Source organism: Micromonospora sp. DH13, assembly GCF_020873825.1.
In the GTDB taxonomy this organism is placed as follows: domain Bacteria; phylum Actinomycetota; class Actinomycetes; order Mycobacteriales; family Micromonosporaceae; genus Micromonospora; species Micromonospora haikouensis.
Genome location: NZ_JAHWGR010000001.1, coordinates 258,631 through 273,661, shown reverse-complemented (window position 1 = coordinate 273,661; position 15,031 = coordinate 258,631). Strand labels below are relative to the sequence as shown.

Annotated in this window: 11 protein-coding genes; 1 reads left to right on the top strand and 10 read right to left on the bottom strand. The window is 75.0% G+C overall.

The annotated features are described in order from the left end of the window. Positions 1-993: a helix-turn-helix transcriptional regulator gene (locus LPA42_RS34315; RefSeq protein ID WP_144082811.1), complete on the bottom strand. Its 993-nt coding sequence runs from the start codon at positions 991-993 to the stop codon at positions 1-3. Positions 994-1,213: 220 nt separating this feature from the next. Between LPA42_RS34315 and kynU the strand changes: the two genes are divergently transcribed. Further along, a complete protein-coding gene (gene kynU, locus LPA42_RS01130) occupies positions 1,214-2,473 on the top strand; it encodes a kynureninase (protein ID WP_077940205.1) in 1,260 nt (419 codons plus the stop codon). Here the strand turns inward: kynU and LPA42_RS01125 are convergent. The 9 genes from LPA42_RS01125 to LPA42_RS01085 form a co-directional block, all read right to left on the bottom strand. Next, positions 2,466-3,848, bottom strand: a complete 1,383-nt coding sequence (locus LPA42_RS01125; RefSeq protein WP_198956774.1) for a cell wall metabolism sensor histidine kinase WalK — start codon at positions 3,846-3,848, stop codon at positions 2,466-2,468. The genes kynU and LPA42_RS01125 overlap by 8 nt on opposite strands. After that, positions 3,845-4,540: a response regulator transcription factor gene (locus LPA42_RS01120; protein ID WP_043969013.1), complete on the bottom strand. Its 696-nt coding sequence runs from the start codon at positions 4,538-4,540 to the stop codon at positions 3,845-3,847. The genes LPA42_RS01125 and LPA42_RS01120 overlap by 4 nt, the downstream gene beginning before the upstream one ends. Before the next feature lie 9 nt (positions 4,541-4,549). After that, positions 4,550-6,730, bottom strand: coding sequence for an MMPL family transporter (locus tag LPA42_RS01115; protein ID WP_077940204.1), 2,181 nt, complete (start codon positions 6,728-6,730; stop codon positions 4,550-4,552). Then, a complete protein-coding gene (locus LPA42_RS01110; RefSeq protein WP_077940203.1) occupies positions 6,730-7,479 on the bottom strand; it encodes a DUF2993 domain-containing protein in 750 nt (249 codons plus the stop codon). The genes LPA42_RS01115 and LPA42_RS01110 overlap by 1 nt, the downstream gene beginning before the upstream one ends. Before the next feature lie 124 nt (positions 7,480-7,603). Next, complete coding sequence (locus LPA42_RS01105; RefSeq protein ID WP_077940228.1) at positions 7,604-9,007, bottom strand: cellulose binding domain-containing protein; 1,404 nt, start codon at positions 9,005-9,007, stop codon at positions 7,604-7,606. Positions 9,008-9,146: 139 nt separating this feature from the next. Continuing rightward, entirely contained in the window at positions 9,147-11,237 is a 2,091-nt protein-coding gene (locus tag LPA42_RS01100) for a beta-galactosidase (RefSeq protein ID WP_077940202.1), read from the bottom strand. A gap of 89 nt (positions 11,238-11,326) precedes the next feature. Further along, complete coding sequence (locus tag LPA42_RS01095; RefSeq protein WP_228986228.1) at positions 11,327-12,304, bottom strand: carbohydrate ABC transporter permease; 978 nt, start codon at positions 12,302-12,304, stop codon at positions 11,327-11,329. Then, entirely contained in the window at positions 12,301-13,332 is a 1,032-nt protein-coding gene (locus tag LPA42_RS01090; protein ID WP_077940200.1) for a sugar ABC transporter permease, read from the bottom strand. The genes LPA42_RS01095 and LPA42_RS01090 overlap by 4 nt, the downstream gene beginning before the upstream one ends. Next, positions 13,329-14,990, bottom strand: coding sequence for an extracellular solute-binding protein (locus tag LPA42_RS01085; RefSeq protein WP_077940199.1), 1,662 nt, complete (start codon positions 14,988-14,990; stop codon positions 13,329-13,331). The genes LPA42_RS01090 and LPA42_RS01085 overlap by 4 nt, the downstream gene beginning before the upstream one ends. Between the last annotated feature and the right edge of the window lie 41 nt (positions 14,991-15,031).

Sequence of the window (15,031 nt, the reverse complement as noted above, 5' to 3'; positions counted from 1 at the left end):
TCAGGCCCGCAGGGTGTGGCTGGGCGGCCGGCCGTAGGCCCGCCGGTACGCCTCGGCGAAGCGGCCCGGGTTGCCCCAGCCCCACCGGCGGGCGATCGCCGCGACCGACGCGCCCCCGGTCGGGTCGGCGTCGACGAGGTCCCGGTGTGCGCGGTCCAGCCGGACCCGGCGCAGGTGGGTCGTGGGGCTGACGCCGAGGTGCCGCGCGAACGCGGCCTGGAGCCCGCGCGGGCCGACCCCGCAGACCTGCGCGATCTGCGCCACGGTGATCGGCTCGGCGGCGTGGGCCTCGATGTAGGCCACGGCCCGCCGGACCACGGCCGGCTCCACCCGGCGCGGCCCCGGCACGTAACCGACCGTCATGGTGGTGTTGGGGAAGACGGCCAGCGCGGTCGTCGCCACGTGCTCGGCGAGGCTGGCCCGGATCAGCGGGTGCGCCAGCGTCTCGTCCGCCGCCGCGGCCTGCGCGTCGAGGAACGCCGACAGCCCCACCCAGGCGCGCGCCATGGCGGCGGAGACGGGGGCCATCCCCTCGAACCGGAAGTCGGCCACGGCGACGGCGGTGCGGGTGGCGGCGACGCGGGCGACGTGCGCGGTCGACAGCCGCACCACGCTGGCGGTGACGTCGCTCCACTGCATGATCATGGGCGAGTTGTGGAACCGGCCCACCGCGCCCGGCGGCAGGGCCAGCTCGTCGCGGCCGACCCGCCAGTGGTACCACCCGCGCCGCACGTGCACCGCCAGGAAGCCCGAGTAGGGCTCCGTCCACGACCGGGCGTCCATCGAGTGCACGATCTGGTCGACGCCGAGCTCTCCCGCCTGGGTGGTGGCGAGCCGGAACCGGAAGCCGAGGGCGCTGCCGGCGAACCGGGGGCGGTGGGCGGAGTACTGCGCGGCGATGGTGTGGTGGGCGAGGTCGGGATCCCGGGTCGCGACCTCGCCGTGGACCACCGGTGCCGAACGCCCCGCATCCACGCCGTCACCTGCACGCACGTCGCCTCCCCATCGCCGCGTTCCACGTCCACAACGCACCGGATCCGAGCGGCGTTACGGGTGGCCGGGCGTCGATATCGGAAGACGTGAGATCCGTCCACCGGCCGGGACGGCGACCCGCCGCCGGCCGGTGCCGCAGGCAGGCCGGCTAGCTTGGGCGGCCGGTGCGGACGCCGGCCGGCGCCGCCGGGGGCCGGCAGGTCGGGAAGGGGTACGGCACGTGCGAGACGACTTCCCGCGCCACCTGGCCAAGGAGCTGGACGCCGCGGACCCCCTCGCGGACCTGCGTGACCGGTTCGTGATCGCCGACGACGACCTGATCTACCTCGACGGCAACTCCCTGGGCCGGCTGCCGGCGGCCACCCCGGCGCATCTGGACCGGCTGGTCCGCCAGGGCTGGGGCGACGGGCTCGTCCGGTCCTGGCCCACCTGGATCGAGTGGGGCCGGCGCATCGGCGACCGGCTCGCCGCGCACGCCCTCGGCGCGCGTCCCGGCGAGGTGGTCGTCTCCGACTCCACGTCGGTGAACCTCTACAAGCTCGCCGCCGCCGCGCTGGACGCCGCCGGCGACCGCCGCACGGTGCTGGTGGACGCCGAGGACTTCCCCACCGACCGGTACGTCCTGGAGGGGCTGGCCGCCGCGCGCGGGCTGACGCTGCGGCTACTCCCCTCCGACCTCGACGAGGGGCTGCGGCTCGACGAGCTGCGCGCCGCGCTCGACGGGGACGTCGCGCTGGTGGTGCTGTCGGCGGTGGCCTACCGGTCGGGGGCGCTGCTGGACATGGCGGCCGTCAACGCCGCCGCCCGGCAGGTCGGCGCGACGGTGCTGTGGGACCTGTCGCACGCCGTCGGGTCGGTGCCGATCGAGCTGGCCGCCACCGGCGCGGACCTCGCGGTCGGCTGCACGTACAAGTACCTCAACGGCGGCCCGGGCGCGCCGGCCTTCCTGTATGTGCGCCGCGAGCTGCAGTCCCGGCTGCGCCAGCCGATCCAGGGCTGGTTCGGCCGGCGCGACCAGTTCGGCATGGGGCCCGGCTACGACCCGGCCCCCGACCTGGACCGGTTCCTGGTCGGCACCCCGTCGATCCTCGCCCTCGCGCCGCTCGACCCGGCGCTGGACGTGCTCGCCGAGGCCGGCATCGACCGGGTCCGCGCCAAGGGCCGCCGCCTCGGCGAGCTGATCGTGACGCTGGCCGACGCGTGGCTGACCCCGTACGGCTTCCGGGTGGCCTCCCCGCGCGAGGCCGACCGGCGCGGCAGCCACGTCTGCCTGCACCACCCGGAGGCGCTGCGGATCTCCCGCGCCCTGGCCGAGGCGGGCGTGGTGGGCGACTACCGGGCCCCCGACCGGCTGCGGCTGGGGCCCGCGCCCCTCTACACCCGCTATGTCGACGTGTGGGACGCCCTGGACCGGCTGCGGGGCCTGGCCGAGCGGCGCGGCTGGGAACGGGTGCCGGGCGGGCCGTCGCGGGTCACCTGAGCGTGTCGGCGGCGCGGGGCAGGGCGAACCAGACCTCGGTCCCGCCGCCCGGCGGGGACTCGATGCCGACCCTCCCGCCGTGGGCGGCGACGATGCCGGCGACGATGGCCAGGCCCAGCCCGCTGCCGCCGCCGCGCCCCGGCTCGGCCTGGGTGAACCGGTCGAACGCCCGCTCGGCGAGCGCGGCGTCGACGCCCGGCCCGCCGTCGGTGACCCGGACCGTGACGCCGTCGGCGTCGGGCTCGACGGCGACGGTGACGGGGGCGTCGGCCGGGGTGTGGGCGCGCACGTTGGCCAGCAGGTTGGCCAGCACCTGCCGCAGGGCGTGCTCGTCGCCGGTGACCGGCACGGGCGTGGGCGCCAGCAGCCGGGCGGGCCGGCCGGGCTGGGCGGCGAGCAGGTCGGCGACGGAGTCGCGGGCCAGCACCGCCAGGTCCACCCGGTCGTGCCGCAGCTGCGGCTCGGCGTCGAGGCGGGCCAGGTAGAACAGGTCGTCGAGGATGCGGCCCATCCGGACGGCCTCGTCCTCGCTGCGGGCCAGCACCTCCGCCCGGCGGCCGGGCTCGACCATGTCGTGCCGCAGGATCTGCAGGTAGCCGCGGATCGAGGTCAGCGGGGTGCGCAGCTCGTGGGAGGCGTCGGCGGCGAAGTCCCGCAGCCGCTGCTCCGAGCGGGTGCGGGCGGCGATCGCCGCTTGGAGCCGGGTGAGCATGCCGTTGACCGCGAGGGTGAGCCGGTCCACCTCCGTGCGCGGATCGGCGACCCGCACGCCGTCCAGGGGGACCCGGCGGTCGAGGTCGCCGTCGGAGATGGCGGTCGCGGTGGCGGTGATCCGGTCCAGCGGGCGCAGCCCCCGCACCAGCAGCAGCCGCGCGGAGCCGGCCAGCAGGAGCAGCACCGCCGCGCCGCCGGCCAGCTCGACCAGCACCAGCCGGCGCACGGTCTGCGTCACCGGGGCCAGCGGCAGCGCGATGAGCACGACGGCCTCGCCGGCGCGTACGGTGACCACCCGCCACCGGCCGTCCAGGGTGACCGGCGCCGACGGGCCGTCGGCGGGCGGTGCCGGCGACAGGTCGAGCAGCGGGGTGGCCGGCGGGGTGGCCGCCGAGAACCGGGTGAGCGTGCCGCGGTGGCGGATCTCCACCAGGTAGTCCGACGGCGCGACGGCGGCCCGGACCGTGCCGGGGGGCTGGCCGGCGAGCTGCTTCACCCGGGTGGCGACGACGGCGGCGGCGGAGCGCAGCTGGTCGTCGGTGCGCTGCATGAGGTACGCCTGCAGCGCCAGCGCGCTGACCAGCCCGGCGGACACCAGCGCGGTCGCGGTGAGCCCGACCAGGCCGAGCAGCAGGCTGCGGCGCAGTGGCAGCCGGTTCACCCGGGCGCACGCAGGGCGTAGCCGAAGCCGCGCCGGGTCTCGATCAGGGGCGGCCCGAGCGGGTCCAGCTTGCGCCGCAGGTAGCCGATGTAGGTGTCGACGACGTTCGACGCGCCGTCGAAGTCGTAGCGCCACACGGCGTCGAGGATCTGGGCGCGGGAGAGCACCCGGCCGGGGTTGAGCATGAGGTGGCGCAGCAGCTTGAACTCCGTCGGCGACAGCGACAGCAGCCGGCCGCCCCGGCGGACCTCGCAGGTCTCCTCGTCGAGTTCGAGGTCGGCGTAGCGGAGCACGCCGGTGGCGGGCACGGGGGCGGAGCCGATGCGGCGCAGCACCGCCCGCACCCGCGCGACCAGTTCCTCGACCGAGAACGGCTTGGTGACGTAGTCGTCGCCGCCGTAGGTGAGGCCGGCGATCCGGTCGCGCGGGGCGTCGCGGGCGGTGAGGAAGACGATGCCGATCTCGTGGCCGGCGGCCCGCAGCGACCGGCACACCTCGAACCCGTCGCCGTCGGGCAGCAGCACGTCGAGGACGACGAGCCGGGGGCGGCTCTCCCCGGCGCGGCGCAGCGCCTCGGCCGCGGTGGTCGCGGTCACCACGTCGAAGCCGTGGAACCGCAGCACGGTGGCGAGCATGTCGACGATGTTGGGCTGGTCGTCGACGACCAGGACCCGGACGGCGGCGGCGTTCATCTCGACGGATCAGACCACGGGCGGCTGGGAATTCGATGAGAGTCCGGCGAGAGCCTGCGCCTTGTCCGGCTCGGGGGCGGGCCGGCGCCGGCGGCCCGGGTGCCACCAGTTGGCCCGGCCGAGCAGCGCCATCGTCGCCGGCACCAGCAGCCCCCGGACCACGGTGGCGTCCACCGCCACGGCGACCGCCATGCCGAGGCCGAACATCTTGATCACCGGGTCGGTGTGCAGGACGAAGCCGGCGAAGACGGTCACCATGATCAGCGCGGCGGAGGTGATCACGCGGCCCGTGCCGGCGAGCCCGTCGCGGACGGCGACCCGGTTGTCGCCGGTCGCCCGCCACGCCTCCTGCACGGCGCTGAGCAGGAACACCTCGTAGTCCATGGAAAGGCCGAACAGCAGCGCGAACAGCATCATCGGCACGTAGCTCTCGACGGGCACCGGCCCGGACAGGCCGGTCAGCTCCACCCCCCAGCCCCAGGAGAAGACGGCCGTCAGCACCCCGTACGCGGCACCGATCGAGACCAGGTTCATCACGGCGGCCTTGACCGCCACCACGGGGGCGCGGAACGCCACGTACAGCAGGACGGTGGACAGCCCGACGACCACGGCGATCACCCACGGCATCCGGTCCCGGACGCGGTCGGCCAGGTCGGCGCGGGTGGCGGTGGCCCCGCCGACGTGCACCTGCACGCCGTCGACCCGCACGTCGCGCAGGTCGGCGACCAGGGCGGCGGTGGCAGGGTCGCTGGGACCGGTGTCCGGCTGCACGCTGGCCGTGGCGACCCGGCCGCCGTCGGCGAGGCGCACCGGGGCCACCGACGCGACGCCGGGCGTGGCGGCCAGCTCGCGGGTCAGCTCGACGAGCCGGGGATCGGCGGTGCCGGCGGCCGGCGGGTCGACGGCGGCGACCACGTTGAGCGGGCCGTTGACGCCGGGGCCGAACCCCTCGGCGAGCAGGTCGAAGCTGGTGCGGGTGGCGCTGCCCGGCGGGTCGTCGCCGGCGTCGAGCTGGCCGAGGGTGAGCGTGGCGGCGGGTGCGGCGAGCACGGCGAGCAGCGCGGCGGCGAGCAGGGCCCACCGCCAGGGGCGGCGGGTCACCCGCTCGGCCTGCCGGGCCCAGCCGGAGCCGCCGTCGGCGGCGCGGCGGCGCAGGCGCAGCGGCAGCGCGTCGAGGCGGGGGCCGAGCACGGCCAGCAGGGCCGGCAGGAGGGTCACCGCGCCGAGCACGGCCACCACGACCACCAGGCCGGCGGTCCAGCCCAGCGTGCCGAGGATGGGCACGCCGGCCACGGCGAGGCCGCCGAGGGCGATGACCACCGTGCCGCCGGCGAACACGACCGCCGCGCCGGCGGTGCCCATGGCGGCGACCAGCGCCTCGTCGGCCGGCGTGCCGGCGGCCCGCAGCGCCCGGTAGCGGGTGATCAGGAACAGGGCGTAGTCGATGCCGACGCCCAGCCCGATCATCGTGGCCAGGTTGCCGGCCACCGACGGCACGGACACCAGGTGGCCGGCGAGGCCGACCGTGGCGAGCGCGCACCCCAGGGTGAACAGCGCGGTGACCAGCGGGACGGCCGCGGCGACCAGGCCGCCGAAGGCGAACAGCAGCACCACGGCGGCGACGAGCAGCCCGACGGCCTCGGCGGTGTGCGAGCCGCCCCGCTCGGCCGCCGTGGCGAGCACCCCGCCCGGCACCGTCTCGACGCCCGCGTCGCGGGCCGGCTGCGCCGCGTCCAGCACCGCCCGGCTGAGCGCCTTGTCCACCTCGCGTGCGGGCACGTCGAGGCGGACGGTGAGGTAGCCGGTGCGGCCGTCGGGGCTGAGGGTGCCGGCGCGGGCGTCGACGCCGTCGACCCGGGTCACGTGCTCCACGGCGGCGAGCGCGGCGGCGCTGCGCTCCAGCGCCGCCCGGCGGTCCGGCTCGTCGAGGCGGCCGGTGTCGACGTGCATCACGACCTGGCCGCTGCTGGCGGGGCCGCCGCCGCGTTCACTCAGGTCGCGGGCGAGCTGGGCGTCGCTGCCGGGCAGGGCCACGTCGTTGTCGACCGGCCGGCCGAAGGCGGCGACGCCGCCGACCAGCGCGACCGCGAGCAGCAGCCAGGCGGCGAGGACCCGCCACGGCCGGCGTACGCACCAGCCGCCCAGCCGCTTGAGCGTCCGGTGGGTCCAACCGTCGGTACGGGCGTGCATCAGTTTCCTCCGCAGGTGCCGGCGCGGCGGCCGTCGCCGCCCCCGGGCAGGGTCAGGTCGTGTCCGGTCAGGCGCAGCCGCAGGCCGTCGTCGGCGACGTCGACGCCCTGCCAGCTCAGGCCGGCGGGCAGCGCGGGCAGCGGCCGGGACAGGTCGCGGCCACCGGTGAGCCGCTCCACCAGCTTGGCACCGGCGGGCCGCCGCATGCCCAACACCTCGATCTCGGTGGGGGTGACGGTCAGCCGGCCGGCGTCGATCGCGGGCCGGGCGAGCACGGTGACCGGAAGCTGCTGCCCGGCCATCGGCGCGGTGGTCTCGACGGCGAGCAGCCCGCCGACGCCCCGGTACTGCACCGGGCGCTCGCCGACCGTGCCGGGCAGCGCGTCGAAGCCGACGCGGATCCGCAGGTCCAGCGCGCCGACGCGGGCCGGCTGCTCGCCGGGCAGCCGCACCTGGGACAGCTCGGCGTCCACCTCGGCGGCCCGCACGTCGCCGCGCGTGACGTCGGCGGCCCGCACGCTCACCCGGCCGAGCTCACCGGTGAGCACGCCGGGCAGCACGGGGAACCCGCCGAGGTCGACCGTGGGCGGCCGGTCGAGGCCGGCGGCGCAGGCCAGCCGGTCGGACAGCCGCTGCGCCGCCGTCCGCGCGACCCACCGGTCGGCCACCACCGCGACCGTCGCAAGGACCGCCACGCAGGCGGCGGCCAGCAGGGCGGCTCGTCGCCGCCGGATGATTCGCAATCGCACCGGTAGAGCAGAACAGGCCGGTCTGGACCCACCACCCGAGGACGATGAGAGAAACGTGGGAGTTCGGGGTGGCCCACCTGCGGGGCCGCCCCGGTGGGGGCTGGCCGCCGCGGGGGTGGGGAGGCTACCAGTCGAGGCCGAGGGTGGCGACGTAGTCGCCGAGCCGGTCGGCGATGAGCCGGTCGTCGGCGACCGAGTAGTGCCAGTGGCAGCCCAGGAGGTCCAGGCCGGCGTCGTCGAGGTGCCAGTAGCGGACCTTGGCGTCGCCGGCGGCGTTGCGGTCACCGACGACCTGCCGGGCCTTGTCCCCGAAGAGGCTCGTGCCGACGACCACGATCGTCGTGCCCGCGCCGTAGCGGGCCCGCAGCTTCTCCAGGAACGCCACGTACGTGGCGCGGTAGGCGGCGGCCAGGCTCGCGTCCGTCCACGGCTCGCCGCTGTTGATCGGGGTGGAGAAGTCGTTGGTGCCGAGGTCGACCACGACGAGCTGCGGACGCCACGTGGCGGGCCGGTCCCAGACGTCGCCGTCGACGTGCAGCAGCGCCCGGTCGTAGTAGGTGCCGTAGCTGACGCCCGGCGAGCCGCCGTTGTAGTTGCGCACCATGCCGATGCCGGAGTAGGCGTTGACCTGGTAGTCGGCGTTCAGCTCGCGGGCGGTCAGCGCGCCGAAGCTGAGGTCGGTGTTGGTGGTGCGGGTGACCTGGTCGCCGGTGCAGTCGCGGGTGCCGGAGGTGTTGCCGTAGCCGACGGTCAGCGAGTCGCCGATGAACTCAACCTGCCGGGTGCGGGCGGCGGGCCGGTCGAGGATGGCCCCGCCTGCGGCGGCGACGAGGCCGCCGAACGCGCTGGCGCTCCACGGGCTCTCGGTGCGCTTGACGAGCCGTACGCTGTGCTCGCCGGCGGCGAGCCCGTCGATCCAGCGGGTGGTCGTGCCGGGCTTGACCAGGGTGGCGACGACCTTGCCGTCGACCGCGACGTCGTAGTCGTTGGCGGCGTCGTCGAAGACGAGCCCGACGCCGGTGCCCCGGAAGCGGCCCTCGAAGTAGATGCCGGGCCAGCTGTACTGCACGGTCTGCCCGGCGGTCACGACCCGGCCGGCGGTGTGGGTCTGCGCCAGCACGCCGGACGGCCCACCCGGGTCGCCGGGGTCGCCCGGGTCGTCGCCGCCGCAGGTGGTGCCGTTGAGGGCGAAGCCGGTCGGGGCCGGGTTGGCCGCGCCGAACGAGCCCATCACCCCGAAGGTGGTGCTGCCGCCGGTGGCCAGGCCGCCGTTCCACGCCGCGTTGCGGGCCGTCACCTGCGTGCCGGCCTGGGTGACGGTGGCGTTCCACGCCTGCGTCACCCGCTGGCCCGAGGGGTAGGACCAGGTCAGCGTCCAGGCGGTGACCGGGGCGCCCAGGTTGGTGACGGTGACGTCGGCGGTGAAACCCCCGGACCACTGCCCGCCGACGCGGTAGGTGACGGCGCAGCCGGCCGCCGCGGCCTGCGCGGGCGCGGCGGCGGTGACGGCGGCAGTCGCGCCGAGCATCAACGCGGTCAGCACCGCGGTCGCTCCCCTGGTTCCCACGCGTTTCCCCTCGCTGGTCCGACGGCGGTCGAGTCGACCGTTAGTCTGATATCCAAACAAACTAATCGACGGTCGTGAGTACGCGCAAGGATGCCGACGGTCAGCGGGCGGCGGGGGCCTCCCGGACCACGGCGACGCCACCGGCGGGCACCTCCACTGCGGTGTCGACGAGCGCGCCGGTGAGCAGCTCCACGCCGGCGGCCGGCACCCGGTGCGCCCGGTCGGTGTGGTTGAGCAGGAACAGCCAGCTCGCCGCCGCACCCCGGCGGCGCACCGCCTCCACCCCGGCCGGCGCGGCGGGGCAGGTCGGCGCCGCGCCGGCGGCGAGGGCCGCGTCGGTCAGCAGCCGCCGGTACGTCTCGTCGTCGGGCCGGGTGGAGACGTACCAGGCGGTGCCCGCGCCGTGCCGGTGGCGGGTCACCGCCGGCTGCCCGGCGAGCACCCCGCCGGCGTACGCGCGGACGGTCTCGGCCCCGGCGAGCCCGACGGTCTCGGCCCAGATCCGCCCGGTGCCGCCCCCGCCCAGGGGGACCTCGTCGCCGTCGGCGAGCGGGTGGAACTCCTCCACCCGGACGCCGAGCACGTCGCGGAACGCGCCGGGGTAGCCGCCGGTGCGCACCCGGGCGTGCTCGTCGGCGACGCCGCTGAGCCAGGTCACCACGAGGTGGCCGCCGCCGGCGACGTAGGCGCGGGCCCACGCGGCGGCGGCGTCGGAGGCGAGGTAGAGCGCCGGGAGCACCAGCAGCGCGTACCCGTCGACGGGGTCGCCGGGCAGCACCACGTCGCAGCCGAAGCCGGCCCGCCACAGCGCCCGGTGCGCCGCCGCGACCTCCTCGTGGTGGTTGACGCGCTGCGAGGGCAGGCCGGGGTGCTGCAGGGCCCACCCGCTGGCGGCGTCCCAGCCGATCGCCACGGACGCCTCGACCCCCGCGCCGTCGGTCTCGGCGATCCGGTCCAGGATCGCGCCCAGCTCCACCGTCTCGCGGAAGACCCGGCTGTCGGGGCCGGCGTGCGGCACGAGCGCGGAGTGGAAGCGTTCCGCCCCGCCGACGGGGGCGCGCCACTGGAAGTACATCGCGCCGCGCGAGCCCCGGGCGACGTGGGCCAGGCTGTGCCGGGCCATCCGGCCGGGCTCCTTGGTGTGCATCCGTCCGGCCGTGTAGATCAGGTTCGGGGCGCTCTCCATGAGCAGCCACGCGCCGCCGTCGGCGGCGTCGCCGGGCACCGGCCGCCGTCCGTCGCCGTCGGCGGGGGCGCGGGGGTCAGGGGCGGTCGCCGCCGGGGCAGCGGCCCGGGCGCGCGCGCCGTGGCGGGCCCAGCCCCGGGCCAGGTCCGCGGCGAGCGCCGTCTGTTCCTCGGCCCCGCCGTCGACGGCCGACGGGTAGTGGTCGACGGCCACCAGGTCGACCTCGGCGGCCCAGCGGGCGTGGTCGACGGGCACCCAGTCTCCGAGAACGTAGTTGGTGGTGACGGGCACCGCCGGGTTCGCCGCCCGCAGCAGGTCCCGCTGCTCGGCGTACGCGGCGAGCAGGGTGTCGGACCAGAACCGGCGGAAGTCGAGCAGCTGGCCGGGGTTGGCCAGGTACTGCGTCGCCCGGGGGGTGCTGATCTGCGCCCAGTCGGAGTAGTGCTGGCTCCAGAAGCTGGTGGTCCAGGCGTCGTTGAGGGCGTCCAGGCTGCCGTGCCGCCCGGCCAGCCACGCCCGGAACGCCACCGCCGCGTGCTCGCAGTGGCAGACGGTGCCGTACTCGTTGTGCACGTGCCACAGCGCCACCGCCGGATGGTGCGCGTAGCGGTCGGCGAGGACCCCGGCGATCCGCCGGGCGGCGGCCCGGTACGCCGGCGCGGCGGCGCAGTAGGTGTCCCGGCTGCCGTGGTGCAGCCGTACCCCGTCGGCGGTCACCGGCAGCGCGCCCGGGTGGGCCAGGGAGAACCAGGGCGGCGGCGACGCGGTCGGGGTGGCCAGGGCCGCGCCGACGCCGTTGTCGGCGAGCAGGTCCAGCACCCGGTCGAGCCAGCCGAAGTCGTACCGGCCGGGCGCGGGTTCGAGGCGGGACCAGGCGAACACGCCGACGGTGACGAGGTTGACCCGCGCCCGGCGCATCAGGGCCACGTCCTCGGCCCAGACCCCCTCGGGCCACTGCTCGGGGTTCCAGTCGCCGCCGAAGCGGAGCCGGGCCTCGTCCCACATGCCGCACCGTCCGTTCGTCGAGGTGGTGGTGTCCGGGTACGCCGGCCGGCGTCCCGCGCGGTGTCGGCTCCGCGCGGGACGCCGCGATGTCAGCCCTTCACCGCGCCGGTGATGACGCCCTTGGTGAAGTGCCGCTGCACGAACGGGTAGACGATGATCGCCGGGACGACGGTCACCACCACCACGGCCATCTTCACCGCCAGCGTCGGCGGGTACGCGGTGATCCCGGGCAGGCTGACCGCGGCCCCGGAGACGTTCGGCGACTGGCCCGCCAGGATGTAGCTCTGCAGCACCCGCTGGATGGGGAACTTGTCGTTGTCGTCGATGTAGAGCACCGAGTTGAAGTAGGCGTTCCAGTAGCCGACGGCGTAGAACAGGCCGACCACCGCGATCACCGCCTTCGACAGCGGCAGCATGATCCGGGTGAGGATGCGGAACTCGCCCGCCCCGTCGATGCGGGCGCTGTCGAGCAGCTCACCGGGCACGCCCATGAAGAACGCCCGGATGACCACGAGGTTGAACACGCTGATCGCGCTGGGCAGGATCAGCGACCAGATGCTGTCCTTGAGCCCCAGCCCGGTGACCACGAGGTAGCTGGGCACCAGCCCCGGGAAGATCAGGAAGGTCAGCAGGAAGAAGAACAGCAGGCCCCGGTGCCCCACCGAGCCCGGCCGGGACAGCCCGTACGCGGCCAGCACGGTGAGCACCAGGCTCACGGTCGTGCCGAGGACGGTGACCAGGGTGCTGATCCAGACGGCCCGGGTGATCTGCCCGCCGTTGAAGATCGTGATGTACGCCGACGGGTCGAACTCCCGGGGCACCATCACCATGCCGCCGGCCGCGTCGATCGTCTCCCGGGAGGCGAGGCTGGTCACCAGCACCGCCCACAGGGGCACGAGCACCGCCGCCACGAGCAGGACGAGCACGACGCCCTTGCCGAACAGGCCGACCGGCGAGGGCGGCTCCTCCCACGGGGGCCGGGCACTGCCGCGCCGCCGCCGGTTGGGCTTGCCGCCGGTAGCGGGCGCGGCCGGCACCGGTGAAATGCCACTGAGCTGCGCTGTCATGACTTGGAGTACACCCCCTGCTCGCCGAGCCGGTGCGCGAGCTTGTTGGCCGCGAGGATGAGGATCAGGCCCACCACCGCCTTGAACAGCCCGGCCGCCGCGCCCAGGCCCCACTGCTGGGTGGCGATGGCCTGGTAGTAGACGAAGGTGTCGAGGACCTCGGCGGCGTCGCGGCCGACCGCCTCCCGTTGCAGGATGAACTGCTCGAAGCCGACCGACAGCGCATCGCCGAGCCGCATGATGAGCAGCAGCACGATCACGGGCCGCAGCCCGGGCAGCGTGATGTGCCACATGCGCCGCCACCGCCCGGCGCCGTCGGCCGCCGCCGCCTCGTACAGGTTGGGGTCGATCGCGGCGAGCGCGGCCAGGAAGACGATCGCGCCCCAGCCGATGTCCTTCCACACCGCCTCGGCCGTGACCAGCACGATGAACGTGTCCGGGTTGGTCATGATGTTCCACGGCTGCATCCCGGCCTCGCGCATCTCCTGGGCGAGCAGTCCGGCCCCGCCGAGCATCTGCACGAAGAACGTGACCACCAGCACCCAGCTGAAGAAGTGCGGCAGGTAGACGACGCTCTGCACGAAGCCGCGCACCCGCCCGGAGACCAGGCTGTTGAGCAGGATCGCCAGCAGGATCGGCAGCGGGAAGAAGAACACCAGCTGGAACGCGGTGATGGTGAGGGTGTTGCGCACCGCGTCCCAGAACAGGGGGTCGGCGAAGAGCGCCTCGAAGTTGCCGAAGCCGATCCACTCGCTGTAGAGGAACGCCTCCACCGGGTCGTCGCCGACGAAGGGGTTGTAGTCCTGGAAGGCGATGACGTTGCCGAGGGTCGGCAGGTAGTGGAAGACCAGCAGCAGCGCGGCGGCCGGCGCGGTCATCGCCAGCAGCGGCCAGTCCCGGCGCAGCCGCGCGCCCAGGCTGGCCCGGTGCCGGCGCCGGCCGGTGCCCCGGGGCTTGCGGGTCGGCGGCGGGGCCTGCCCGGCCGCCGCCGGCGCGTCCACCGCGCCGGCGGTGCCCGGGCCGCTCATCGGCCGTTGTCGGCGAGCGCCTTCTCGTGGAAGGCGCGCCCCTCTTCGCCGCCGGAGGCCATGAACTCCTTCGTCACCTGGTCGAGGTCGCTGACGGGGCGGCGGCCGCGCAGGATGTCGCGGATCTTGTCGTCGGTCGGCTGGATGATCTTCGACCAGTTGGCGGGCAGCTCCAGCTTGATCCCGGCGAACAGGTCCTTCTCCAGCAGGGCGACGTTCTTCTTCAGGTAGTCCAGGTACTGCTGGACGTAGTCCGGGGTGTCGCCACTCTTGACCTTCACCGCGACCCGGCAGAAGTTGTACTGGCCGCCCAGTTCCTTGCGGCCCAGCTCGGTCGGGATCGGGCTGCCGTCGGCCGCGCGGGTGAAGTGCTTGCCCTCCACGCCGTACTCGCGCAGCTCGAACTCGCGGCTGCCGAACGGTGCGGCGCACCAGTTGAGCACCCGCAGGATCTCGTCGACCCGGTCGGCGCCGAGGCCCTTCTTGACGAACGTGAAGAAGATCGGCTTCTCGCTGCCCCAGATGACCGGCTGCGCGCCGGCCGCGCCGAACACGGGCAGCGGCTGCATGTTGAAGCTCGCCAGCACCTTGGACTGCTCGCCCTGCAGGCCCTGCCACGCGCCGAGCCCGTCCTGGAACATCAGGATCTTGCCGGCCTTGAACAGCTGCTTCTCGTCGGCGCCCTTGCTGGACACCGTGTCCGGGTGGACCAGCCCCTCCTTGAACAGCTTCGCCGTGAACTCCAGGGCCGCCTTGAAGGCGGGGTTCTCGAACTTGTGCTCCAGGCCGCCGCCGGGCTTCTTGCGCCAGGTCTGCTGGCAGCCGTAGAACTGCTGCACCATGTCGAAGACGGTGCCGAAGGCCCAGACGCCCTTGGCCGGGTCGGTCGCCTTCTTGCCCAGCTCGTAGAGCTCCTCGGGCGAGGTCGGCGCGGCCAGGCCGGCCTTGTCGAACAGGTCCTTGCGGTGGAACAGGGCCCACGCGAAGGGACCGTCGGTGGGGTACGGCACGGCGGCCAGCCGCCCGCCCCAGACCGAGTACTCCCAGGACCCGGTGGGCAGCGCGGCCAGGTACGGGTACTTCGCGGCGGCGTCGCCCTTGAGGTGGTCGGTGAGGTCCTCGAAGAGCGCCTTGACCGCGTCGGAGAACCGGGCGACCTTGTCGACCTCCCAGTTGGGCGCCATGAGCAGGTCGGGCACGTCGCGGGCGCCGAGCATGGCGTTGAGCTTGTCGGCGAACGTGGTGCCGTCCTGGAGGCTGGGGTTGATCTCGACGCCCAGCTTGGTGTTGATCGCGGTGAGGTAGGAGTTGCTGCCCAGCGTCGGCGGGGTCGGCCCCCACCAGGGGCTCATGGTGCGGATCGCCGCGCCGCCCTTGCCGGGCTGTTCGGTGACCGCGTCGACGAGGTCCTTGGGGTAGCTGAGGTAGCCGTCCGGGATCGGCCCCTCCCCCGGGATGTCCGGCTTGAGGACCTCGGCCGGCTTGTGGTTGGGCAGGACGGCCCGGACCGCGTCGGCCTGGGTGGCGCTGCCCTTGCTTCCGGCCTCCTTGCTGCAGCCGGCGAGGGTGGCGCCACCCATCGTCGCGGCGGCGCCGAGACCGGCGAGACGCAGCAGGGTCCGGCGATCGGTGGATACGCCTGGCAGGGACGGCTTCACGGCGTTCCCTTCATCTGACACGCGGGGCTTGCGGAGCACGC